Source organism: Bacillus methanolicus PB1, from assembly GCF_000262755.1.
In the GTDB taxonomy this organism is placed as follows: domain Bacteria; phylum Bacillota; class Bacilli; order Bacillales; family Cytobacillaceae; genus Bacillus_Z; species Bacillus_Z methanolicus.
In genome coordinates this window covers 1206474-1231556 of record NZ_AFEU01000003.1, presented here as the reverse complement: position 1 = coordinate 1231556, position 25083 = coordinate 1206474, and the positions used below count along the sequence as shown (strand labels likewise).

The 25083-nt window shown below is 37.1% G+C and carries 25 protein-coding genes and 1 pseudogene; 25 read left to right on the top strand and 1 reads right to left on the bottom strand.

The features are described 5' to 3' along the window. The first annotated feature begins 107 nt into the window (after nucleotides 1-107). From sppA to PB1_RS15825, 9 genes are all read left to right on the top strand, one after another. Nucleotides 108-1118: a signal peptide peptidase SppA gene (sppA, locus tag PB1_RS15865; protein ID WP_004438921.1), complete on the top strand. Its 1011-nt coding sequence runs from the start codon at nucleotides 108-110 to the stop codon at nucleotides 1116-1118. A gap of 13 nt (nucleotides 1119-1131) precedes the next feature. Beyond that, a complete protein-coding gene (locus tag PB1_RS15860) occupies nucleotides 1132-1629 on the top strand; it encodes an RDD family protein (protein ID WP_004438918.1) in 498 nt (165 codons plus the stop codon). A gap of 86 nt (nucleotides 1630-1715) precedes the next feature. Further along, nucleotides 1716-2411: a DUF2953 domain-containing protein gene (locus PB1_RS15855; RefSeq protein WP_004438915.1), complete on the top strand. Its 696-nt coding sequence runs from the start codon at nucleotides 1716-1718 to the stop codon at nucleotides 2409-2411. A gap of 17 nt (nucleotides 2412-2428) precedes the next feature. Further along, nucleotides 2429-2917, top strand: coding sequence for a GerW family sporulation protein (gene ytfJ / locus PB1_RS15850; RefSeq protein ID WP_004438914.1), 489 nt, complete (start codon nucleotides 2429-2431; stop codon nucleotides 2915-2917). A 226-nt stretch (nucleotides 2918-3143) separates the two neighbouring features. Then, nucleotides 3144-3644: a thiol peroxidase gene (gene tpx, locus PB1_RS15845; RefSeq protein WP_004438911.1), complete on the top strand. Its 501-nt coding sequence runs from the start codon at nucleotides 3144-3146 to the stop codon at nucleotides 3642-3644. A gap of 118 nt (nucleotides 3645-3762) precedes the next feature. After that, nucleotides 3763-4746: a class I SAM-dependent methyltransferase gene (locus tag PB1_RS15840; RefSeq protein ID WP_004438908.1), complete on the top strand. Its 984-nt coding sequence runs from the start codon at nucleotides 3763-3765 to the stop codon at nucleotides 4744-4746. Nucleotides 4747-5055: 309 nt separating this feature from the next. Further along, nucleotides 5056-6243 (top strand): acetate kinase, encoded by a 1188-nt coding sequence (locus PB1_RS15835; RefSeq protein WP_004438903.1) that lies wholly within the window; start codon nucleotides 5056-5058, stop codon nucleotides 6241-6243. A gap of 125 nt (nucleotides 6244-6368) precedes the next feature. After that, the gene (locus PB1_RS15830) at nucleotides 6369-7211 is read left to right on the top strand and encodes an EcsC family protein (protein ID WP_004438901.1); all 843 of its coding nucleotides are present in this window, start codon (nucleotides 6369-6371) and stop codon (nucleotides 7209-7211) included. Continuing rightward, nucleotides 7208-7720 (top strand): MogA/MoaB family molybdenum cofactor biosynthesis protein, encoded by a 513-nt coding sequence (locus tag PB1_RS15825; RefSeq protein ID WP_004438899.1) that lies wholly within the window; start codon nucleotides 7208-7210, stop codon nucleotides 7718-7720. Before PB1_RS15830 ends, PB1_RS15825 begins: the two co-directional genes overlap by 4 nt. Nucleotides 7721-7763: 43 nt before the next feature. Here the strand turns inward: PB1_RS15825 and PB1_RS15820 are convergent, their stop codons facing one another. Continuing rightward, entirely contained in the window at nucleotides 7764-8075 is a 312-nt protein-coding gene (locus PB1_RS15820) for a hypothetical protein (RefSeq protein ID WP_004438897.1), read from the bottom strand. 310 nt (nucleotides 8076-8385) lie between these two features. Between PB1_RS15820 and PB1_RS15815 the strand changes: the two genes are divergently transcribed. The 16 genes and pseudogenes from PB1_RS15815 (at nucleotide 8386) to PB1_RS15745 (ending at nucleotide 25024) form a co-directional block, all read left to right on the top strand. Further along, complete coding sequence (locus tag PB1_RS15815; protein WP_004438894.1) at nucleotides 8386-9591, top strand: argininosuccinate synthase; 1206 nt, start codon at nucleotides 8386-8388, stop codon at nucleotides 9589-9591. Then, nucleotides 9588-10982: an argininosuccinate lyase gene (gene argH / locus PB1_RS15810; protein ID WP_004438892.1), complete on the top strand. Its 1395-nt coding sequence runs from the start codon at nucleotides 9588-9590 to the stop codon at nucleotides 10980-10982. The genes PB1_RS15815 and argH overlap by 4 nt, the downstream gene beginning before the upstream one ends. A gap of 372 nt (nucleotides 10983-11354) precedes the next feature. Further along, entirely contained in the window at nucleotides 11355-11894 is a 540-nt protein-coding gene (locus PB1_RS15805) for an HPP family protein (RefSeq protein WP_050979113.1), read from the top strand. A 349-nt stretch (nucleotides 11895-12243) separates the two neighbouring features. Beyond that, nucleotides 12244-13365: an alanine dehydrogenase gene (gene ald / locus PB1_RS15800; RefSeq protein WP_004438885.1), complete on the top strand. Its 1122-nt coding sequence runs from the start codon at nucleotides 12244-12246 to the stop codon at nucleotides 13363-13365. 345 nt (nucleotides 13366-13710) lie between these two features. Further along, a complete protein-coding gene (locus PB1_RS15795; RefSeq protein ID WP_004438883.1) occupies nucleotides 13711-14391 on the top strand; it encodes a metal-dependent hydrolase in 681 nt (226 codons plus the stop codon). Nucleotides 14392-14715: 324 nt separating this feature from the next. Then, nucleotides 14716-15996, top strand: coding sequence for an IS110 family RNA-guided transposase (locus PB1_RS15790; protein ID WP_003349981.1), 1281 nt, complete (start codon nucleotides 14716-14718; stop codon nucleotides 15994-15996). Nucleotides 15997-16419: 423 nt separating this feature from the next. Continuing rightward, a complete protein-coding gene (locus tag PB1_RS15785) occupies nucleotides 16420-16665 on the top strand; it encodes a hypothetical protein (protein WP_004438876.1) in 246 nt (81 codons plus the stop codon). 506 nt (nucleotides 16666-17171) lie between these two features. Then, on the top strand, nucleotides 17172-17735 hold the full coding sequence (locus tag PB1_RS15780) for a hypothetical protein (protein ID WP_004438873.1): 564 nt from the start codon (nucleotides 17172-17174) through the stop codon (nucleotides 17733-17735). A gap of 207 nt (nucleotides 17736-17942) precedes the next feature. Then, nucleotides 17943-18302, top strand: a pseudogene (locus PB1_RS18645) (sensor histidine kinase); the annotation flags it as partial. A gap of 123 nt (nucleotides 18303-18425) precedes the next feature. Further along, a complete protein-coding gene (locus PB1_RS18230) occupies nucleotides 18426-19184 on the top strand; it encodes a sensor histidine kinase (protein ID WP_238533138.1) in 759 nt (252 codons plus the stop codon). Between the two features lie 181 nt (nucleotides 19185-19365). Next, complete coding sequence (locus PB1_RS15770; RefSeq protein WP_004438870.1) at nucleotides 19366-20091, top strand: response regulator transcription factor; 726 nt, start codon at nucleotides 19366-19368, stop codon at nucleotides 20089-20091. A 317-nt stretch (nucleotides 20092-20408) separates the two neighbouring features. Then, entirely contained in the window at nucleotides 20409-21332 is a 924-nt protein-coding gene (locus PB1_RS15765; protein WP_004438867.1) for an ABC transporter ATP-binding protein, read from the top strand. Next, complete coding sequence (locus PB1_RS15760; protein ID WP_004438865.1) at nucleotides 21325-22260, top strand: ABC transporter permease; 936 nt, start codon at nucleotides 21325-21327, stop codon at nucleotides 22258-22260. The genes PB1_RS15765 and PB1_RS15760 overlap by 8 nt, the downstream gene beginning before the upstream one ends. Before the next feature lie 21 nt (nucleotides 22261-22281). Further along, nucleotides 22282-22881 (top strand): RNA polymerase sigma factor, encoded by a 600-nt coding sequence (locus PB1_RS15755; protein WP_238533148.1) that lies wholly within the window; start codon nucleotides 22282-22284, stop codon nucleotides 22879-22881. A 143-nt stretch (nucleotides 22882-23024) separates the two neighbouring features. Beyond that, nucleotides 23025-23561: a DUF7010 family protein gene (locus tag PB1_RS15750; RefSeq protein WP_420796302.1), complete on the top strand. Its 537-nt coding sequence runs from the start codon at nucleotides 23025-23027 to the stop codon at nucleotides 23559-23561. Nucleotides 23562-23704: 143 nt separating this feature from the next. Beyond that, nucleotides 23705-25024, top strand: a complete 1320-nt coding sequence (locus tag PB1_RS15745; RefSeq protein ID WP_004438859.1) for a CBS domain-containing protein — start codon at nucleotides 23705-23707, stop codon at nucleotides 25022-25024. Nucleotides 25025-25083: the final 59 nt, after the last annotated feature.

The window sequence follows — 25083 nt, the reverse complement described above, 5'->3', positions numbered from 1 at the left end:
CCATTTTGATAAAATATTAACCTAAAAGTTAGTGTAACATTTATTGAAACATTTTGATATTTGAATCGTAACAGTACTGTGAACAATATAAGGGAGGTATTAACAGCATGAATGGAAAACGCTGGGCAGCACTTGGAATTGCTGCTGGATTATTTTTTGTTTCGGTAATCATTAATTTTTTATCAGTATTTGCATTTAAAGAATTTGAAACTTCATTGAAGGAATTGTTCCCAATGAATGATGAAATGTTTTTAGAAGAAGTGATCGAAGAAGGCGACGAATTTAAGAAAATCGCGGTACTGAATGTAAATGGAGTCATTCAGGATACTGGTGAGGCTTTGACATTATTTGAAAACGGTATGTACAACCATCAAGCTTTTATGAAACAGCTTGATCATGTAAAAGAAGATAAAACTGTTAAGGCGATCATTATAAAGGTTAATTCTCCCGGCGGCGGAGTAGTTGAAAGTGCGGAAATTCATCATAAAATTGTAGAAATCCAAAAAGAAACGAAGAAACCTGTATATATTTCAATGGGGTCGATGGCAGCATCAGGAGGGTATTACATTTCTGCAGCTGCTGATAAGATTTACGCCAGCCCAGAAACATTAACAGGTTCTCTCGGAGTCATTATGCAAGGAGTGAACTATGCCGGCCTTGCGAAAAAGTATGGCGTGGACTTTGTTACGATTAAAAGCGGACCATATAAAGACATTATGAGCCCAACTAGAAAAATGACGGACGAAGAGCGTAAAATTTTGCAATCGATGATTGAAAATTCTTATGAGGGATTTGTTAAAGTAATTTCTGAAGGACGCGGAATCCCGGTCGAAGAAGTAAAGAAAATTGCCGACGGAAGAATTTATGACGGCCGCCAAGCAAAAAATTTGAACTTAATTGATGGTTTTGGCTATTTTGATGATGTTGTTGAGAATTTGAAAAAAGACCATAAACTAAAAGGTGCTCAAGTTGTCGGTTATTCAGAAAATCTTGGATTTGGCTCGTTATTCAGCATGGGTGCCCGTAAATTAATGGGAGAAGAAATGGAAATGTCCGGTATTATGAAAATACTTTCACAGCCGAATTCTCCTAGACTGATGTATCTATATGCTGAATAAGGGGGAACAGGAAATGAATTTTAACGATTCTGTACATCAAGATCATATTGATTCTGAACAAAATAAACCGGGAGCACCATATCAATCAGAGCAATTGTTTTTCCGTTATGCAGGATTTTGGATGCGGTTTTGGGCATACCTTCTTGATCTTCTTGTCATCGGAAGTATTGATCGAATTATTGTCAACCCGTTATTCAGGCTTTTTGATTTGCCGCTAAATGAATTTAGCATGTTTGCACCAATTTCGATCGCGACAGCAATTACATTCTATGGATACTTTTTATTAATGACCAAGTTTTTTGGCCAGACACTGGGCAAGATGGTTTTTGGACTGAAAGTCGTTGATCTTGATGGCGGCAAATTAAGCTGGGGAACGGTCCTGTTCAGAGAATGGATCGGGCGATTTATCTCCGCAACCGTTGTTGTCGGTTATGTAATTATTGCCTTTCTTCCGAAAAAACAAGGGCTTCATGATTTGTTCGCAGACACGACAGTTATACACGAAAGATAATGAATGAAACCTGCCAAAATTTACTGATGGCAGGTTTATTTTTTTTGTTTAAGACGATACTAGCAGGCTGAAAGGTTGTGAGCATAGTGAAGTGGCTGGTCATTGCCTTAGCGGTTCTGCTTTTATTATTGATAATTGTTTTTGTAACAAAGCTAACAATATATGTGAATTATGATCACGTTCAGGATAACGACCATTTAAAATTGGAGTTTAGAGCGTGGCTTGGCCTTATTAGATACAAGCTGAAAATCCCGCTTATTAAAATAGATGAGAATTCCCCTACGGTTGTATTGAAAGAAGAAAAACAGATGGGAAATGAGAAGAAGCCGAGTAAAGAAGAGGCGAAGCAATATTCAGCAGAAGATTTGCTCAACAGTTTAAAAGACACAAAAGAGATTCTTACACATGTTATTGGACTTCATAAGATAATCCGCAAATTTTTGAAAAAGGTAACGATCAAACAATTCGAATGGTTCTCTGTTGCCGGCATCGGTGATGCAGCTTACACCGGCATACTGATAGGAGCGCTCTGGGCGGTAAAGGGAAGTATTGTGGGTATTATCAGTCACAATATGAAATTGAAAGTAATCCCGAAAATCATTATTACGCCAAACTTTCAAAGAGCAATTTCCAAAACGACGCTCAGATGTATGTTTCAATTTCGAATCGGGCATGCTATGTTAGCAGGAATAAAACTGGTTAAATATTGGAAAGGCGGAAAGCCGAAATTTCGATCGAAGGCGCTGTCCGTCTTTTCTGATGATAAAACAAAATCCGTCTAGAAAAGGAGGATGCAGAAATGTCCGATCATCCTATTCAAGGATTAATGACAACTGCTTTGGAAAGTTTGAAAGAAATGATTGATGTAAATACGATAATTGGTGATCCTGTTGAAACCCCTGATGGAAGTGTAATATTAACTGTTTCAAAAGTAGGTTTTGGCTTTGCGGCAGGCGGAAGCGAATTTGTCTTAGACGGATCAGGAACAGTGTCCTCACAGGGACAGGCGCCGGGACAAGGCCAATCTAAACATCCTTTTGGAGGAGGAAGCGGCGGCGGCGTCTCTATTACGCCAATCGCATTCTTGATCGTCAATTCGCAAGGTGTAAAAATGCTCCATCTTGATGAAAGTACACACCTTTATGAAAAAATATTGGATCTTGCACCGCAGGCAGTAGAGAAAATACGGCAAATGTTTGATAAGAAAAATGATAATTTGAATAAAACCCATTATCAAGAGCATCAGCAAAACCCTTATAACGGACCAAAACAAGATTTGGAGTTTTAAGATTTGATTAAAGAAGCTGACTCATAAGGGCCTGGCCCCCTCCAATAAAGATAATATATAAAATGGTTTTCATAGTGTTTTTTATTTGTATTGGAAGGGTCTGACACTTTGCTTATGAGTCAGTCTCTTTTTTTTTATGAAAAAATAGCCTTTTAATTGCAAAAAAGATTCTGAAAAGATATGATTTACACTGTACAAATGTTGTTTTTAAGGAGGATGTGTTCAAATGGCATCAATCACTTTTAAAGGAAACCCTGTCACTTTGTTAGGAAATGAAGTAAAGGTTGGAGACAAAGCACCTGATTTTAAAGTATTAGCTAACGATTTGTCTGAAGTAACTTTAGCTGATACAAAAGGACAGGTTCGCTTAATCAGCGTTGTTCCTTCTCTTGACACTGGAGTATGTGATGCACAAACACGACGTTTTAATGAAGAAGCATCGAAGCTTGGTAACGTGAAAGTATTAACTATCAGCGTTGATCTGCCTTTTGCCCAAAAGCGCTGGTGTGGAGCAAACGGCATTGAAAACGTCCAAACACTTTCTGACCACCGCGATCTTTCTTTCGGTGAAGCGTACGGAGTAGCGATTAAAGAACTTCGGTTGCTTGCCCGCGCTGTGTTTGTTATTGATTCCAATGACACAGTCACTTATGTTGAATATGTGAGTGAAGCAACGAACCATCCGAATTATGAAGCTGCAATCGAAGCTGTTAAACAAGCGAAGTAATTCAAAGTATTGAAGGCCCCGTGTGTTGAACGGGGTTTTTATATTCATTCGTCAAACTTGTAACACATAAAAAAGCCCGTTACAATAAAAAAATAGAAATTGAGCGGGAGGAATTGTTTTGAGTATCTCTGCCATAGAGAAATTGTTTACCGTTTTTAACGAAACAGCACAAATACTGCAGGAAGAATTATCGATTACATATTTGGATGCTTTGGCTGAGACCGGGGAAAATCTGTTTCAGGACACAGTTCTGCAAGAAGAATTAAGTGAAATTACGGTCAAAAGACTTGAAAAAAGTTATAAACAAATTTATTTAGAAAAATATAACAATGAAGAAATCCGGAAAGCGTACCAATTAGCAATCTTAAAAGGGATGAAAGAAAATGTGCAGCCGAACCATCAAATGACACCAGATGCAGTTGGGATGCTTTTTGCTTATTTAGTGAACAAGTTTATAAAAGCACCTTCTTTCAAAATACTGGATCCGGCAGTCGGCTCCGGAAACCTTTTAACAACAGTTCTTAACTTGCAGCCAAATAAAACAATTCATGCGACAGGAATTGATATCGACGATCTGTTAATAAGATTGGCATTTGTTAATGCAAATCTTCAATCCCATCCGATTCAGTTTTTCAACCAGGACAGCCTTCAGCCGTTATTTATTGATCCGCAAGATGCCGTTATTTGTGATCTGCCTGTTGGATATTATCCGGATGATGTGCGGGCTGCCGAATACGAAATAAAGGCAAAGTCCGGGCACTCATATGCCCATCATTTGTTTATTGAACAAAGTACGCGGTATTTAAAACCTGGCGGATATATGTTCCTCTTAATCCCAAACGGACTTTTTGAAAGTGATCAGGCTTCACAGCTCCATGATTTTATAAAGAAGCATTTGTTCGTCCAAGGTGTTCTTCAACTTCCGTTGTCGATGTTCAAGAACAAAAATTCTGCAAAAAGTATTTTTATCCTTCAGAAAAAAGGAGAGGATTTAAAACCTCCAAAGAAGGCATTGCTTGCAGATTTGCCGGCACTAACAAATTCAGCAGCCCTTAATAACATTTTTCGTAAAATTGAAACTTGGATAAATGAGAATAAATAAATGTTTTATGAGCCCTGCGAGATGCAGGGCTTATTATTATTTATTGTAAAGTTCCTACAAAAAATGAGAACAGCAGATAATTCCGAATATAGACAAAATAATTCTATTAAATTTACAAATGATTTAGTAAATTTGTTCATATCAGAATATATTTACTTTGTTCAGTAAATCACATTTACCTTGAAAAGTATAAACTTTAATGATTAAATGTGATGTTGGAAGATATAATTGATGTCTAATGTACAAACTAACATGTACCAAGATGGGCATCGTATTACAGATGTTGTTTTATTAAAGGAGCGTTAGTAAATGTCAAAAGTTATTGCTATTAATGCCGGCAGTTCCTCTTTAAAATTTCAATTATTTGAAATGCCGAGTGAAAATGTCATCACAAAGGGTCTTATTGAACGTATTGGTTTAAATGATGGGATTTTTAATATAACCGTTAACGGTGAAAAAATAAAAGAAGTAAGAGATATTCCTGACCACGAAATAGCTGTTAAGCTGTTGCTTGATAAACTTACTACTCTTGGAATCATTAAATCGCTGGATGAAATTGAAGGTATTGGACACCGTGTTGTACATGGCGGTGAAGTATTCGATGATTCTGTTTTAATTACTGAAGAAGTTTTGAAAAAAATTGAGGCATTATCAGAACTCGCACCTCTTCATAATCCTGCTAATGTAACCGGTATCAAAGCGTTCAAGCAAGTGCTTCCAAATGTTCCTGCTGTTGCGGTATTTGATACAGCATTCCACCAAACAATGCCGGAAAGCTCATTCTTATACAGCTTACCTTATGAGTATTATGAAAAATATGGCATCCGCAAGTACGGATTCCATGGAACATCTCATAAGTTTGTTTCTCAGCGAGCAGCTGAAATGCTTGGACGCCCGATCGAGCAATTGCGCCTTATCTCATGTCACCTAGGAAATGGAGCAAGTATTGCAGCTATTGAAGGCGGAAAATCAATTGATACATCTATGGGATTCACACCACTTGCAGGGATAACGATGGGAACACGTTCCGGAAACATTGACCCGGCCCTTATTCCATACATTATGGAGAAAACAGGAAAAACAGCTGATGAAGTTCTCGAAATTTTAAACAAAAAGAGCGGTTTGCTCGGTCTTTCCGGATTTTCAAGCGACCTTCGCGATATTGAAGCTAAAGCTGCCGAAGGAAATGACCGTGCTGAGCTTGCACTTGAAGTATTCGCGAGCCGCATTCATAAGTATATCGGATTGTACGCAGCGCGCATGAACGGGGTAGATGCAATCATCTTTACAGCCGGAATTGGTGAAAACAGCGATGTTATCCGTGGAAAAGTGTTAAGAGGTCTTGAATTTATGGGTGTATACTGGGATCCTTCTCTGAATAAGGTTCGCGGAAAAGAAGCATTCATCAACTATCCGCATTCTCCGGTAAAAGTTATGGTGATTCCTACAAATGAGGAAGTTATGATTGCCAGGGATGTTGTACGTCTGGCAAAATAGTGATTTATAAAAAAGACAAGAGGCATTGCCTTTTGTCTTTTTTTCTATTTTTAAGACCTGAGGAAAATAACACCAATGATATGCTATACTTAAGTAAATATGCTGTAAATAGGGGGCTTTTTTCCATGGCATTAACAGAACGGGAAAAAGAAGTTCTAAATGAAATAAGAGGTTGGGAAAGCAAGCTTTACAGTTATGAGAGAAACGATTTAGAGGCAACTTATGAAAAATTTTTAGAGCGGTCGTTTGATTTGCTTCCGGATGAAGCACAAAATCAAATCTTTTCCGTAATGGACAATTGGCTTTTTCATCTTCACGCTCTTATCCAGGGATCTCGGTTGCAAAACGATGCAAAGGAACGAATCCTTACGGCAGGCCGGGTTTTCCAGGAAGATATTCATACAATATCAGATTTGAAAAAATTACATATAGACCAGCTTCGTTACATAGCTCAGCAGCAAATTTCACGTCATCGGCTATATTCGTTAGTGCAAGGAAGTTTATCAGGAACGGGAAGTGTTCTTTTGCTTGGAACCGATCTTCCGGCAATGGCTGTCATTAACCTTCGGGCTGTTCAGCTGATTTCGATGACTTATAGTTTTGAAGTCAATTCGCCTTTTGAAATGATGACGTCTCTAAAAATTTTTCATGCGGCAACTTTGCCTGCCAGGCTGCAGGGGAAGGCATGGGAAGAATTAATGGCGGATTTGGAAAATGTTAATGATTATTACTTCTATGAAGGAAAAGAAGAGTTGACAGATGTTACATGGCTTGAACATCCTCTTAAGCAGGTTTTAAAGGGAATTCTGATTTTATTATTTAAAAACCGTTCTGTTCAAGGCATCCCTTTTATCAGCATGACAATCGGGGCCGGAGTAAATTATCAATTAACAAGAAAAGTCACTGATTTTGCCCAAAAATATTATCAAATGAGATATTTATTAGAAAAAAGCGGAGGTTTTCAATGAGCACAACGGAACATAAGAAAGAGGCGCCGAGAAAAGTCAGATGTAAAGTGATCACGGTAAGTGATACACGAGATAAGCGAACAGACAAAAGCGGAAAATTGATGATTGAGCTTCTTGAAGGAGCCGGCCACTCGATCATCGATTACGTTATTGTAAAAGACGAGGAGATTGCGATCAGGGAAGAAGTGTTGAAAGGCTGTCAAAATCCGGACATTGACGTGATCCTGACAAACGGGGGAACTGGCATTGCCAAACGGGATGTAACGATTGAAACAGTCAGCAGCCTGATTGACAAAGAAATCACCGGTTTTGGCGAGCTGTTCCGGATGATTAGTTACCAGGAGGACATCGGCTCAGCTGCAATTTTATCCCGGGCAGCTGCAGGTGTAATCAAAGATAAGGCTGTGTTTTCAACTCCCGGTTCAACCGGTGCCGTGCGGCTTGCAATGAACAAATTAATCCTGCCTGAACTTGGACATGTCGTCAGGGAATTGAGAAAAGACTTATAGAAAATAAAATAGCTGACTTCCAATAGCTAGGGGAAAGTCCCGGCTATTGGTGCACCTTTTGTGTAATATCTTGATCAGTCCTGTACCAAAGCCATAAGTCATTAATAATTGAAGCCAGGTCGGCTATTTCACTATTTAGTTGGCACGATCGTTTAAAATCACTTTCGTCCGATAATTCTGCTTGTTTTTTATTAATGATGCTCTCAAGTTCGGCAATACGATCGGGAATTCTGCCGCGAATTTTTTCCCAATGGAAAAGGATCGATTGCTGTGTTTCCCGGCTGTATTCGTCCCAATCTTTTGAAAGATCAGGAACAGGAATCCCAAGCCTCTTATCTTCTGTAAAGTATTCCACCGTGTTAAGCCCCCATGTTGATTTGTTATCTCTATTTTATTACATATGAATGAATGCATCTATTGGTTGTTCTATTTTTGCTGAAAAAATTGCTGAGACTGTCCTTTTGGAATGCTTAGCGCCATGATGTCACCTCCTTTTTACTTGTTTATTTGTTATCAATTCTGAAAATTCTTGTATATAAATTAATTTCTTACATTTTGTAGAATAACTATTGAAATTTTTCGTAAAAGTTGTTAAAGTAAATACCAATTAGTGAATAAAAATATACATAGTTGTATATTTATTCGTATAATGAGGAGGAATCATCGTGTCTAAACCAAAAGTTGTTCTCGCATATTCTGGCGGTCTTGATACTTCGGTAGCAATTAAATGGCTGGAAGAGCAGGGGTATGCGGTTGTAGCCTGCTGCTTGGATGTAGGTGAAGGAAAGGATCTTGAATTTGTTCAACAAAAGGCGCTAAAAGTTGGAGCCGTTCAATCATATGTTATAGATGCCAAAGAGGAATTTGCAAATGAATATGCTTTAATGGCGCTGCAGGCGCATGCTTTATATGAAGGAAAATATCCGCTTGTATCGGCATTGTCCCGTCCGCTTATTGCAAAAAAACTTGTTGAAGTTGCCGAAAAAGAAGGAGCAGTTGCAGTAGCGCACGGATGTACAGGTAAAGGGAATGACCAGGTGAGATTTGAAGTGTCTATAAATGCATTAAATCCTGATCTTCAAGTGCTTGCTCCTGTACGTGAATGGAGCTGGTCACGCGAAGAGGAGATTGAATACGCTAAGAAACATGGAATTCCAATCCCTATTGATCTTGACAGTCCATTTTCAATTGATCAGAATTTGTGGGGCCGCAGCAATGAATGCGGAGTTTTAGAGGACCCATGGGCTGCGCCACCCGAAGAAGCATATGAATTAACCGCAAGCCTTGAAACAACACCTGATGTTCCGGATATTATTGAAATCGGATTTGAAGAAGGGGTCCCTGTTACGTTAAATGGGAAACATTATTCTTTAGCACAATTAATTTTAGAACTGAACATCTTAGCCGGAAAACATGGCGTAGGCCGCATTGACCATGTTGAAAACCGCCTTGTCGGAATAAAATCCCGTGAAGTATACGAGTGTCCCGGAGCGATGACATTGATTAAGGCGCATAAAGAACTTGAAGATTTGACGCTTGTCAAAGAAGTTGCCCACTTTAAGCCAATCATTGAAAAGAAAATTTCCGAAATTATTTATGAAGGTTTGTGGTTCTCTCCATTAAAGGACGCTCTCTCTGCATTTTTAAAAGAAACGCAAAAATATGTAACGGGAATTGTTAGAGTCAAGCTTTTTAAAGGCCATGCCATTATTGAAGGAAGAAAATCACCGTACTCGCTTTATGATGAAAAGCTTGCTACTTATACATCTGATGATGCGTTTGACCATAGCGCAGCTGTCGGTTTTATTAAACTGTGGGGTCTTCCGACAAAAGTGCAAAGCATCGTAAACAACAAGAAGGTGACAGTGTGAAAAAACTATGGGGTGGAAGGTTTACGAAATCTGCCGAGGAATGGGTAGATGAGTTCGGAGCTTCCATTACGTTTGATAAGGAATTAGTAATCGAAGACATTGAAGGAAGCAAAGCACATGCAGCGATGCTGTCGAAATGCGGCATTCTTACAAAAGATGAAGGCAAGCTTATAATTGAAGGATTAAATAGATTAAAGGAAAAGGCATTAAAAGAAGAGCTCTCTTTTTCTATTAAACTAGAAGACATTCATCTAAATCTGGAAAGCATGCTGACTGAGGAAATCGGGCCTGTTGGCGGCAAACTGCATACAGCAAGAAGCCGAAATGACCAGGTTGCTGTTGATATGCATTTATATTTGCGGAAACAAGTGTTAATCATCATTGATTTAATCAGCGAGTTTCAGGAGGTTTTACTTGAAAAAGCTGAAGAAAATGTTGAAACAATTATGCCTGGTTATACCCATCTTCAACGGGCTCAGCCGATTTCGTTTGCCCATCATTTAATGGCCTATTTCTGGATGCTGGAACGAGATAAACAGCGCTTTTCAGAAAGTCTGAAACGAATTAATAGATCGCCGCTTGGAGCAGGTGCGCTTGCAGGAACGACTTTTCCGATCGACCGGGAGTACAGTGCAGAGATGCTCGGTTTTGATGGCATCTATGAAAACAGTTTGGACGCAGTAAGCGACCGCGATTTTATCCTTGAATTTTTATCGGACAGTTCGATTCTAATGATGCATCTATCAAGATTCAGTGAAGAGATCATTTTATGGGCAAGCCAGGAATTTCGCTTTATTGAACTGGATGATAGTTTTTCAACCGGAAGCAGCATTATGCCGCAAAAGAAAAACCCGGATATGGCGGAGCTTATTCGCGGGAAAACGGGAAGGGTTTACGGCAATCTTATCGGGTTGTTAACAGTCTTAAAAGGGCTGCCTCTTGCTTATAACAAAGATATGCAAGAAGACAAGGAAGGAATGTTTGATACGGTCAAAACCGTAACAGGCTCATTGAAGATTTTTGCCGGAATGATCCGCACAATGAAGGTTAATAAAGAACAGATGGAGAAATCGGTAAAGAATGATTTTTCAAATGCAACAGAGCTTGCTGATTATCTTGCGGATAAAGGGGTTCCTTTCCGTGAAGCACATGAAATTGTAGGAAAGCTTGTGCTTTCATGTGTCCAAAAAGGCTGCTTTTTAGCTGATTTAACATTAGAGGAATTTAAAGCATCAAGCCCTTTATTTGAAGAAGACATTTACGATGCGCTGAACCCGTACAATGCTGTTAAACGGCGCAATAGTGCAGGAGGAACAGGCTTTGCCGAAGTCTACAAGGCCATCGGCAAAGCAAAGAAATGTCTTGGAACTGAAAAGCACGCAAACCAGTAATGGAATGCGTGCTTCCAGTTGGACAAATAGTTTCATTATTGAAAACGTGCATGACTTTTTTATACTCCTAACCCCTAATATGGGAATAGGTTTCATTATAAAACAGAACCAACTTAATAAGGCGGTGTGAGCGAAGCCGAGATCTAAATATTTACAAAGTTAAACAAGTATCTTGCTATAGATAATTTGCCAATTCTATTTTTGTTAGCGTAGCTCCGCCCCTTTTCCATAGAAAAAGTTAAAAGAGCTCTTTTACATATAAAAGAGGCCGACTCACGGTCTTTATTTTCAGAAAATTCAATTTACTAAAAATTCATTTAATTAATTAGTAGAAGGAGGTTTGATCAGATGAGATCTGGAAATAACGCCGCGATGAAGAAAGTAGCAGTATTGCATCCATCTCGTCCTAATTATTTGGCTAAAATGAAGGGGAAGGGAAGAAGTCCTTTAAAAGTAAATATAAAGGATGCAATGACTGGACTAATTGGAGGATTTATTACTATTTTAGTTTTGGCAGTTTTAACAAAGATCACGCCGGCAACTTGGTTAATGGCCCCATTTGGAGCAAGTTGCGTGTTGGCATTTGGTGTATGGGACGCTCCTTTATCTCAGCCGAGGAATATTATAGGCGGACACTTCATTTCTTCGCTAGTAGGTTTAATGGTTTACCATTTTTTAGGTAATGAACCATGGACTATCGCTTTAGGTGTAGGATTAGCTATAGCATTCATGATGATGACAAAAACGACTCATCCGCCAGCGGGGGCAGACCCAATTGTTGTGATACTTGGATCGTATAAATGGAGTTATTTAATTATCCCTGTATTAATTGGCTCCATAGTCATTGTTCTACTAGCGGTATTAATCAATAATTTGCGCGAAAATAGAGAATATCCGACATTCTGGATATAAAACCTTCATAGACATTACTACTAACTAGTAAATTCTTTTTCTTGCCTTTTACCCCAACGTACATGATACTTTCCCTTTATCTATTACCCTTTATTTATATATGCAGCAAAGAACGCTGTCTTGAACAAGGCAGCTTTTTTTGATGTTGAATGATAATTTTTAATATAGATTCATAATTAATTATATAATCTGACTTTTTCTGAAAGAGGTTGAAGATATGAATCAGCTTTTGGTAAAATGTAAGAGCTTTCATTGATGAAAAAGTTTAGAAAATTTTTCTTAAATTTTTTTCGAGAAAGGTGTTATATTATAATTGGTTTTTGTTTTATTTTTAAGGGGGTTATAAAATATGCGAATTGGGGTGCCTGCAGAAATAAAGAACAACGAAAACCGTGTGGCAATGACTCCTGCAGGTGTTGTTAACTTAGTTCATTTCGGCCATGAAGTGCATATTGAAAAAGGAGCTGGAATCGGTTCTGGTTTTACAGATGAAGATTATGTTTCGGCCGGGGCAAAAATTGTAGAAACGGCTGAAGAAGCATGGTCAATGGATATGATTATGAAAGTAAAAGAACCCCTTCCAAGCGAATACCGCTATTTTCGTGAAGGCTTAATTTTATTTACATACTTGCATTTAGCTCCGGAACCTGAATTAACAAAAGCCTTGATTGAAAAGAAAGTAGTTGGCATTGCATATGAAACTGTACAATTGCCAAACGGAGCTCTTCCTTTATTGACACCAATGAGTGAAGTCGCCGGACGGATGGCCCCGCAAATCGGCGCGCAATTCCTTGAAAAAGTTAATGGAGGAAAAGGAATTTTGTTATCCGGCGTCCCAGGTGTGCAGAGAGCAAAAGTAACAATTATCGGCGGCGGCGTGGCCGGAACAAATGCTGCTAAAGTGGCGATCGGGCTTGGTGCAAAAGTAACGATTATTGATTTAAATCCTGATCGGCTTCGCCAGCTTGATGATATTTTTGGAACAGATGTAACGACGCTTATGTCAAATCCATATAATATCCGGGAAGCAGTTAAGGAATCTGATCTTGTCATCGGTGCTGTTTTGATTCCTGGTGCAAAAGCGCCTAAACTTGTCACGGAGGATATGGTCAAATCGATGACACCAGGATCTGTTGTTGTCGATATTGCGGTCGATCAGGGCGGAATTTTCGCAACGACTGACCGGATTACAACTCATGACAGCCCTACTTATGTAAAGCATGGAGTAGTCCACTATGCAGTTGCTAATATTCCAGGTGCCGTACCTCGCACATCTACTATTGCTTTAACGAACGTAACTGTGCCACATGCCATTCAAATCGCAAATAAAGGCTATAAGCAAGCATGCCTGGATAATGAGGCCCTTCTGAAAGGGATTAACACGCTTGATGGCAATGTTACGTACAAAGCGGTTGCGGAAGCGCATAATCTTGAATATGCTGATACAAAAACAATTCTTGAACATATGTAAAAAGAGCAAAAAATCCGGTGGCATGCTTGCCCCGGATCTTTTTTGATGACACGAATTCGATATAATTGCGATTTTTTTAAAAATAACAGCGATTTTTTCGATATAATTGCGATTTTTTTTGGAGAACAGCGATAATTTTCATATAACAGCTATTTTTTAAAAATACCACGAATTTAAATCGTGCCGTACGTCTTACTATATGTTCATGATTAGAGAATAGCAAATAGTCAACATGAAAATAAACTTTTACATCAGTGCCATATTGGGTATAGAGAGAAGTGAAAAGAACGAGTTGAATTTTTATTGTATATAATGTTAAGCAACTTTGAAAGGAGAGGGTACAAAATGAAGGTTTCTTACCACGGCCATTCTGTTGTAAAAATTGAAACGAAAGGAAAAACAATTTTCATCGACCCTTTTATTTCCGGAAATGATTTAACTGATTTAAAGGCAGATGATGTCAAGCCTGATGTAATTATTATCACCCATGCCCACGGCGATCATGTTGGAGATACAATCGAACTTGCAAAGAAAAATAGCTCTCTTGTCATCGCAAATTTTGAATTAGCTACATATTTAAGCTGGAAAGGATTGAATACTCATGCAATGCATATTGGGGGAGCATACGAATTTGATTTTGGAAAATTAAAGTTAACACCGGCTTTCCATGGCACCGGGATCATTACGGAAAATAACGAAATTATTTATGGTGGAATGCCTGCCGGCGTTCTTTTTATGGCTGAAGGCAAGACGGTATACCATGCAGGAGATACGGCCCTGTTTTCAGATATGAAGCTGATTGGAGAACGGCATCCGATTGATCTCGCATTTTTGCCAATCGGCGACAATTTTACTATGGGGCCTGAGGATGCGGCGTATGCGGCAAAATTGCTCAATGCAAAAACAGTGGTTCCGATTCATTATAATACGTTTCCACTGATTAAGCAGGATCCGAAAAAGTTTATTGACATGCTGGAAGGTGTAAGCGGAAAAATCCTTCGTCCAGGGGAAGCAATTGAACTCTAGTTAGGTAAAAAGAGGCTGTCTTAAAAGCCTAAGGGTCAGACCCCATAACACAATATATAGGACATAATGTTGGATAAATGTGCTGTATATTGATAAATGCCATGGGGTCAGACCCTTATGAGACAGCCTCTTTTTATATTCTGGACCTTAATTGCTGCGGACAATGGGACTACTTTTTTCCTTTCCCTTCGCATAAAAATACTATACGAGGAGCATTCCTGTAATGAAGAAATTTGAGGTTTGAAACAAAAAGAGCCCTCTTGGTATAGTACAGGGTGTCAATGCATTGACCCCGAATTAATAAGTTACCAAGGAGGACTCGATATGAATTATACGCAAAATCAAAAAATCTCGCAAATCACACCATCAACATTAATTATCGGCATTGATATTGCAAAAGACAAGCACGTTGCACGAGCACAAGATGATCGAGGAATTGAATTTGGAAAACGCTTGATCTTTGAAAACCGCATACATGGTTTCCAAATGCTTTTAGATTGGGTGAAGCGACACCAAAAAGAAAATGATAAGAATCATGTGATTTTTGGGGTTGAACCAACCGGGCCTTACTGGTTAAATCTCGCTTATTTTCTTACCGCAAAGGGCTACGACTTTGTATTAGTCAATCCAATGCATGTAAAGAAAAGCAAAGAGTTTGATGACAATTCTCCAACAAAAAACGATACAAAAGACGCCAGAGTGATTGCACAGCTGATTAAAGACGGCCGATACTCCGTACCAAATCTCTTAGACGGCATTTACGCGGAACTAAGAGAAGGCGTCAAAATAAGAGATCAGCTCACTCAACAGCTTGCCATCACAGAAGGGCGTATTCAGAATTTGATTCAACGTTATTTTCCGGAGTTTTTCGATGTTTTCGGGGATTGGGAAGGAAAAGCAGCTCTTTGCACGCTAAAACTGTTTCCATTTCCTTCTCAAATTAAAGAAATGACACCTGAAGAGGTTCTCTCAAAGTGGAAGCCATTTGTACAACGAGCAGTTGGAATAAAGCGAGCAACGAAACTAGTAGAAACGGCCAAAAAGAGCATTGGAATTCAAATCGGGATTCAGTTTGCCAAACGTGAAATGGAATATCTGATTGACCAATATGAGCTTTATCAAACGCAGTTGGAAGAGTTGGATCAGGAGCTAGAAGCTCTTGTAGAAACGATCCCAGGTGCTAAGCAAATGATGAATATTCCTGGGTTAGGTGTTACAACAGTCGCTCTATTCTTCGCTGAAGTGGGTGATCTCACAAAGTACAGTCACCCTCAGCAATTAGTTAATCTGGCAGGCCTTTCATTACGTGAGCATAGTTCTGGAAAATTTAAAGGACAAACCAGAATAACGAAACGGGGACGAAGTAGGCTGCGTAAAGCTCTGTACTTAGCGATTCGGCCACTCGTTGCCCATAATCCAACTTTTAAAGCTTTACATCAATACTATACAAAACGATCTGAAAGGCCTTTAAAAAAGCAACAGTCCCTCATCGCCCTGTGTTGTAAGCTATTACGTGTCTTATTTGTCATTGGTCAAAAACAGTGTGAATTTGATGGTTCAAAATTATTGCGAGGATTGCCTCAAATTACATTACAAGCTGCTTAAACCGATTTATTAACCAACTTATTAACCAAATTACTATCGAATACTTCAAGTATTTCTAAAGACAAACACCAATAGTGCCGAGTCGGAGTTTATTTTTACCATACGGGCTTATGACCCAGCCGAGGAGCTTATCCGACCTCCACCTCATGGATACGCAGGACGAAGGAATGTATGGATCCCAATCCGGTGATACATGGGAGGGTTAGCGACCGTGAGATGAGTGGAGATTTTGCGCACGGTCATAACTGTTATTACCAAACAATACCAGTTTGGTTGATAGGATGGCCCCCCATCTGTAAGGAATTTAAAGAAATTCAATTTATAACCATGATTTTCGGTGGATCAACTATTAGGTGTTAATGAAATTTAGAGAAAACGGGAGTATTCGGGAGAAAATTAAAGTATATAGAGGGAGGGAAAAGGATGAAGAATCGGTATTTGCTTTGTTTGCTAATTTGTGCACTTCTGTTTTATTATGCTGTTCCGAATTTATCTGTTTTTGCTGAAGGGATTGAGGGGATTTTTGCACTGGTCTGGCTGGCTTTTGCTCTTTTAGTCATTTCCGGAAATTTGACAGCTTTATTATATTTGCCTAAAACGGCAAAGAGGGGTAAGCGGATGATTCATCGAAGACCGTCAAGAAAGAAAGCCCGTTCTTATAACGATTAGATAAATGATACTTATAATGCTAAAATAAAATCGAAGATATGAGAATAAAAGTTTACCATAGTATTGACATTCTCTTTTATTGGGTATTTGGGCTTGCAAACCACAAATTTCACCAAATGAGGTAGAATGTCCTTTTTTATTTTAAGGATTCAACAATTGTTCTTATCATAAAAGATTCCTAGACAAATTTAGATGACAAATTTTTGCAACAGTCAAGTGTTAACTCGTTACTTATCTATGTAGGATTAATAATTATATTTATTAATTTATTTTTAAGTTTAAATTAAGATTCAGATGTTAAATTAAGAATAAATGGTCATGGGATAAATAACTGGATCAACTAATATGATATTTTTACGTCATTGAGTAAATAATTTGGCAGAAGCTTATGTTTGTTGTTGAGTAACAAAAAGATTGAAAATTAGAAATATGGGTAAGAGGTGCTCCAGTTCTATATTCATTTTCCATTGTTCTTTTAATACAATTTGATAAAAAGGAGTAAAGAAATGATTGGGTGGTTAATTATAGCTTGTGAAATTGGATTTTGGATTTTAATTTTTACGGGCTTGTATTTGAGGTATGCATTAAAACTAAAAAGAATTGGAGCTTTCTTTTTGTGGTGTACACCACTTATCGACCTAATATTAATCATAGCTACGATGATCGATTTAAAGCATGGTGAAAATGCAAATTTCTTCCATGGTTTGGCTGCTTATTATATAGGGATGACAGCAGCTTTCGGAAAGCGTTTAATGAAATGGGCAGACGAACGTTTTGTAAATAAAAATTCAACAAGTTCTAAACCAATTCAAAAGGAAAAATACGGTATTGAACATGCCAAAATTCAAAGACAAAGTTGGTATCGACATTTATTAGGCTGGGGAATTGGAAATGCATTATTAATTGGTTTCATTGTATTTGTGGGAGATCCAGATAGGACCAAAGAACTTTATAATGTGATGAAACTCTGGTTTTTTGTACTTTTTATTGATTTTTCTATTAGTTTTAGCTATACCATATTTCCAAAGGAAGAGACCGGGTCTAGAAAGAAGTATCGAAATATATGGTAATTGAATTAAAAGGGGAAAAACTTTTTGCTGCAAATCAAGTTGATTAGAAAGGGTATTTAATTATTTATTAATTTTAATTTGAATAGTTAATTAAAATGAAAATGAATTATCTTGTTATGTAAGAAAAATACTTTTAAACTATTCAATACATTGAAAAATTATAGAAGAATAAGATTTTTAAATTTAATTATTTTTCAAAAAACAAGGATGGAATTTCACATGGTTACACGTTTTAAAAAAAATATATTTCCTATAGAAGAAGGTTATCTTCCATATATTTATCTGGCAAATCTTTGTATTCCGTTCTACTTTTTGCTTCAGGAACCGCCTCATAAGCTTTTTCCAGGCCTTTTTTTACTGGTAATTCTTCTAATTATTTATAGACAAGTTTTTTGGAGTCCGCACCTTTCGTTATTTTTAATTTCAGCTGAAATAGCATTGACTCTTGTACTTGGATATTTGTACAATCCGATGTATTTTTACATCATTTTTATCTTTACGTTTCATTTAGTTCGCTTGCCTCTTCGATGGATGTATGTGCTTTGCGGAAGCTTTACTTTATTCAGTTTATATCTTGTTTATAAGACAGGAATTGTTGAACACATATATTTGCTTATCAGCATGATTCCTCCTTTGTTCGGTGGGAGTATACTTCCATTTATCATGAAGTCTTCCTTACGATATAAAGAAATGAGTGAAAATCTTAAACGTGCGGCTGAAGAACTAGAAATTAAAAATCAAGAAAAAACACTTATTGAGGAAAGTAAGAAAAGAATGCTGGCAGATATCTCACATGATCTTAAAACACCAATGACTACGATTCAAGGATATTCGAAAGCTTTATACGAAGGAATTGTAGACGATCAAGAACAGGCCAAGAAATATATCAAATACATTTATGATAAGTCGATGAGAGTTACCACATTAATTGATGAACTTTTTATGTTTTCAAAATTAGATAGTCCAGATTATCCAATTAATAGAGAGGAAAAAGATATTTGTGAGTTTTATCGAGAAGTCATTGTAGGATATTATGATTTGTTTGCAGAAAAGGAAATGCAATTATCCATAGACATTCCAACAGATAAAATATTATATCCTTTTGATCAAAAGTTGCTTTATAGAGCTATCTCAAATATATTGGAAAATACAATAAAATACAATCCAGAAAAAACCATTGTTTTTATTAGATTGAGGAAACTAAAAGATTACTTAACTATAGAAATTGGAGATAACGGAATAGGAATTCGCGATGAAATTGCCAACAATCTATTTGAACCTTTTGTAAGAGGAGACAAAAGCAGAATTAACGATGGGGGTTCTGGTTTAGGACTAGCAATTACGAAAAAAATCGTAGAGCTGCATCTTGGAAAATTATATCTGGATACAAAACCGATTAGAGGTAAAACGAATTTTATTATTCAATTGCCTCGCAATATCACCGTGTAAATAAGTTATTATGCTGTTGATCCTAAGCGGTGTAATACAGCGGCGATTAGGCTGGATTCGTGACACCGGTTTTCAGTATTTTTAATCACACCACTTTTATTTGCTCTAATTCATGCTGCGTAGGGGATCCTGTTCAGTTGAGATTGCACGGTCGTTTTTATAAAACGAAAGGAGAGCAGGGATGGATAAGACTTTATTGATTGTGGATGATGAACCCGAAATCGTAGAGTTATTAAGATTATATTTAGAAAATGAAGGATATAAAATCCAGGAGGCATATGACGGAGCTCAGGCATTAGATATCATTACAAAGAATCAAAATATTGATTTAGTTTTAGTGGACTTAATGATGCCAAATATTGACGGTTTTCAATTAATAAAAAAATTAAGAAATGATTTTCACCTTCCAATTATTATTCTTTCAGCAAAAAGTGAAGATTCCGATAAAATATTGGGTTTGGGACTAGGAGCAGATGATTATATTCCAAAGCCCTTCAACCCTCTTGAAGTAGTAGCAAGAGTTCGGGCACAATTAAGAAGAAGCTATATTTTTAATAATGCTTTTCATAAAGAAATTAAAGAAAAAGAATCTACTAGAGTTGTAGTTGGTGATCTTCAACTTGACCTGGACTCCTTTTCAATTATTATAGCAGGCAATCCAAAAGCCCTTACAAAAACGGAATACAAAATATTAGAATTATTAATGTCCTCTCCTGGTAGAGTTTACACAAAACAGCAAATATTCGAAAAAGTATGGAATGATTACTACCTCGGGGGTGGGGAAGAGGATAATACCATTAATGTACATATCTCAAAAATTAGAGAAAAAATCGAAGAAAACCCCAAATTACCTAAGTATTTAAAAACTATTCGGGGGTTAGGGTACAAATTTGAGAAGGAAGTGTAAAATATGTAAGTAAGGATACCTGGAACACCAGTCAAAAAAAATATAATTTTCCTTCATGGCTGGAATCATAGCCGAGGTCAAACCATTTTTTACCTTTTCCCGATCAGGTAACAAAGTTTGTTTCAGATGACCAAGATTATAAAAATATGTATCAACACGTTTAATTTTAAATAGAATTATGAGTTGGTCCAATGAACTATTGTTCATTGGGCCTTATTATTTAGGTTTTTTCTAAGCTCAATTTAAGTTCGATTTAAGATTCATTTAATTTTAGCGATCTATACTAATTTTAAGGATTAACAAAGGAGGAAGATGGATTGAAAAACATTCCAATTGTTCAGTTGAATAATGTCAAAAAAAGAATAAATGGAAAATGGATTATCAAGGGAATAAACCTTGATGTTTTTTCAGGTGAAGTCCTTGGTTTATTAGGTCCGAATGGTGCTGGAAAAACGACTACTATCAGGATGATTGTTGGGCTGAGCTCCATGACGGAAGGTGAAATCAAAATAAATGGGGTAAGCATTTCACGTAGCTTTGAACAAGCTATTTCTTTTGTTGGTGCAATTATAGAAAATCCGGAGATGTATAAGTTTATGTCTGGATATCAAAACTTAGAGTTTTTTGCAAAAATGTCAAAGGGGGTTACGAAAGACAGAATTCAGGAAGTCGTAAAGTTAGTTGGTCTTGAGAATGCCATCCACAATAAGGCGAAGACATATTCTCTTGGGATGAGGCAACGATTAGGTATTGCTCAAGCGTTACTTCATAAGCCAAAGCTGTTAATACTTGATGAACCGACAAATGGCCTTGATCCTGCAGGAATAAGGGAGATTAGGGATTATTTAAGAAAATTAGCGAGAGAAGAAAACTTGGCCGTTATCGTATCGAGTCATTTATTAGCAGAGATGGAATTAATGGCTGACAGAATTGCTATCATTCAACAAGGAGAACTATTAGACGTACAGCGGATAAATGATTTTATTGAAACATCGGAAACAAATTATATATTGCAGACTGAACCTAAAAATGAAGCTTTAAATTTAATTAATATGTATTTTAATAGCAAAAAAGCGAAGATTAAGGATCACGATATTGTCTTGAATTTAAACAAAGAAGACATCCCAGCCTTAATCGGTTATTTAATCGATAATGATATAAAAGTTTATGGTGTCGTTCCAGCTACGAAATCATTGGAAGAGAGATTTTTGGAAGTGACAGGAGGGAACAATATTGTTTAGTTTAGTCATGAATGAAAGAAAGAAATTAAATAGGCAAAAAGGTCCGCTGGTGATGAGAATACTGCTCTTACTCCTTATCTTAGGAACTGCTTTAATAGGAAAATATGATGCAGACAAAAAAGGAGATATGAATGATTGGAAAACAGTGGCAAATCAAAAGATCAAAGAAAATCAAAAATTGTTAGCAGATGAAAAGCTTCCTGCCAGTCTAAAGTATGATATTCAAAAAGAAATTGATATGAATAACTACAGACTGGAAAAAAATCTGGCTCCAAGCCGCCTTTGGTCTTTTGTAAATATCACAAGCTTTGCTGTTGATATAATAACGATTTTTGCCATAATTCTGGCTGCCGGAAGCATTGCGAATGAATTTTCATGGGGAACTATAAAATTACTCATGATCAGACCTGTAAGTAGATCAAAAATATTGCTGTCTAAATACTTATCTACTTTTACCTTCGTCCTGGAACTGCTCTTTCTGTTGTTTGCCGCATCATTTATAATAGGAGGACTATTTTTTGGCTTCGATCACATTACGTCAAATTACTTAACATATTCTGAAGGCAAAGTAATTGAAGTAAACCCTGTAATCTATATTTTTAAGAGTTACGGATTGAATTGTATCTCTCTGTTGATTATGACTACGTTCGCTTTCTTAATCTCAACTCTGTTTAGATCATCAGCAATTTCGATCGGAATCAGCATTTTTTTCGTTTTGATGGGAACTACAATAACGAATTTATTAATCAAATATGATTGGGGGAAATACATTCTTTTTGCTAATACAAATCTCAGCCAATATATCAATGGTTCACCAATAAAAGAGGGGATGTCCTTAAATTTCTCGCTCACCGTTCTCGCGGTTTATTATCTAGTCTTTTTGTTATTAACCTGGGTTCCATTTAACAAGCGTGATATTGCGGGATAAGAGACACTGATTGTGGGATTGATGAAAAGATACCAAAAAATATATTATCTTCAAATTATAGCGAAAGAAAAAAATCGAAAAAGAAGGGTCAGGGTAATGACAATCAATAAAAAAAATGGTTTTGAATATGACTTTAACGAAATATACCATTCGAATTATAATAGGCTTTATAAAATTGCTTATTTTATAATAAGAGATTCATATCTTTCTGAAGATATCCTGCAAGAATCGTTTCTTAAAGCATATAAGAAGCAAGATACAATAAAGAACATTGATACATTAGGTTCATGGTTAGCTTCAATCGTAAAAAGAACAGCCATCGATTTTTTAAGGGAGGAAAAGAGAAATAGTTGTGTTATTTCTAATGATATTACCCTTTGTAATGAGCAGCTGATAAATATGAAGGAGAATGTGGAAAGTAGAGTAGAACTAATGTTGCTCAAGCAAGATATTCAGCAATTTTTAAAAGAGTTTTCACCACAAGAACGACAGTTACTTTTATTAAAAACTCAATACGGCCTTAAAGAAAAAGAAATTGCAAAAATATTAAAATTAACTGTGGGCACTGTAAAATCTCGTATTTTTCATATAAGAAGGAAGCTGAAAAAGGCAGTTATTTGAGTCTTAATCAGTATTTTGAAAATTCATAGAAACTACTCCAAGGACCTCTTATAAAATAATGATAGAGCTCTCATGGAGGGTTTCTTGAAAAAAGTAAAGTTCAGAATTGAGATGAAATGAAAAGGAGAGATGATTAGTTGGAAGTGAGTCGTGCGAAACTGGATTTGATGAAAAGAACAAAAAAAGGGGTTGCAATGTTTTATGTAGGAGCACTATATTGGTTAATTTTTTGGACCGCAAGTTTTGCAGATCTTGATATTAAAATTATGGGGTTATTTTTATTAATTGGAGCTGGATTGCTTTTTCCTATAGGTATATTAGTTTCTAAGACTCTTAACATAGATTTCTTTGCAAAAGGAAATCCTTTATCAAATCTGGCTGGAGCAATGGGTGGGATGCAAATCCTATTTGCACCGATCCTCGTCTTGATTTATATGGAACGGATTCAATGGCTTCCCTTTATTATCGCTATCTTAACGGGTGCTCACTTTTTTCCTTTTGTTACTTTGTATAAAAGCAAAGGATACTTTTTTCATACATTTGCCGTCATAATTTATACATCCGTTGTCGGCTTTTTATTTATGGATCAAATCTATACGATTTTACCACTTGGCCTTTTCATTATCTATTTTCTTACGAGTTTGTTTCTAAATATTGAAAATAAAAGAATTTTTTTCTAATTAAAAAAATTTTTCTGTAGGAATGATGGAAAAATCAATAATCGTTTCCTAAAAACCACGAAGTATCGAATTGAATTCAGATAGACATTCACCTTATAATTAACTTAAAGAAATGTCGAAAACTTAAATAAAGGGTGAAGGTCTTGGCAACGAAGCATGAACAAATTTTGCGATATATTGATGAACTTCCGGTAGGGGAAAAAATATCTGTCCGCCAGATCGCCAAGGCGCTTAACGTAAGTGAAGGAACGGCGTACAGAGCAATTAAAGACGCGGAAATTAAAGGGTATGTCAGCACGATTGAACGGGTCGGAACAATTCGTATCGAACGAAAGAAAAAAGAAAATATTGAAAAGCTGACCTTTGCGGAAGTAGTAAACATTGTCGACGGTCAGGTTTTGGGCGGCAAGGCCGGTTTGCATAAAACTCTAAACAAATTTGTTATCGGTGCGATGAAGCTGGAAGCAATGATGAGGTATACAGGGGCAGGAAACTTGTTAATTGTCGGAAACAGGACAAAAGCCCATGAGCTTGCCCTTAAAGCCGGAGCTGCCGTTCTTATAACAGGCGGATTTGATACGGAAGAAGACGTAAAAAAACTGGCAGATGAGCTTCAGCTTCCGATTATTTCAACGAGCTATGACACGTTTACCGTTGCAACGATGATTAACCGCGCTATTTACGACCAACTGATCAAAAAAGAAATTGTCCTCGTAGAAGATATCCTTACACCGCTTTCGGAGACGATATATTTAAAAATGAATGATCATGTGTCAGATTGGTATAAATATAACAATGAAACCATGCACAGCCGGTTTCCTGTCGTTGATCAAAATATGAAGGTTCAAGGAATGGTAACATCAAAGGATATTATCGGTCATCCGCCGGAAACGCCGATTGAGAAAATCATGACAAAAAACCCGATAACAGTCAGCGGAAAAACGAGTGTTGCTTCTTCATCACATATCATGGTCTGGGAAGGAATTGAAGTATTACCTGTTGTAGATGACAGCAATAAGCTTGAAGGGATTATTAGCAGGCAGGATGTTCTAAAAGCGCTGCAAATGATACAACGGCAGCCACAGGTTGGAGAAACGCTCGATGATATTGTCACAAGCCAATTAACTGTAATCGAGGGTAATACGAAAGGCGAAAATGCCTTCCGATGTGAAGTAACACCGCAAATGACGAACCATCTTGGTTCACTTTCATACGGAGTATTCACCACAATTGTTACGGAAGCAGCTAACCGGGTGCTTAGAAGCTATAAAAAAGGCGATCTAGTAGTAGAGAATATGACGACCTATTTTATTAAACCAGTGCAAATCGAAAGCAAGCTAGAGGTATATCCGAGGGTTCTCGAAGTAGGACGGAAATTCGGGAAAGTCGATGTCGAGGTCTTTAACGAAGGGGTGCTAGTAGGAAAGGCTATGATGATGTGCCAGCTTATTGATAGAAATTAACACGGGTCAGACCCCTCCAATGCAGTATATAGAGGGAGTCAGACCTTTATGATTCAGCC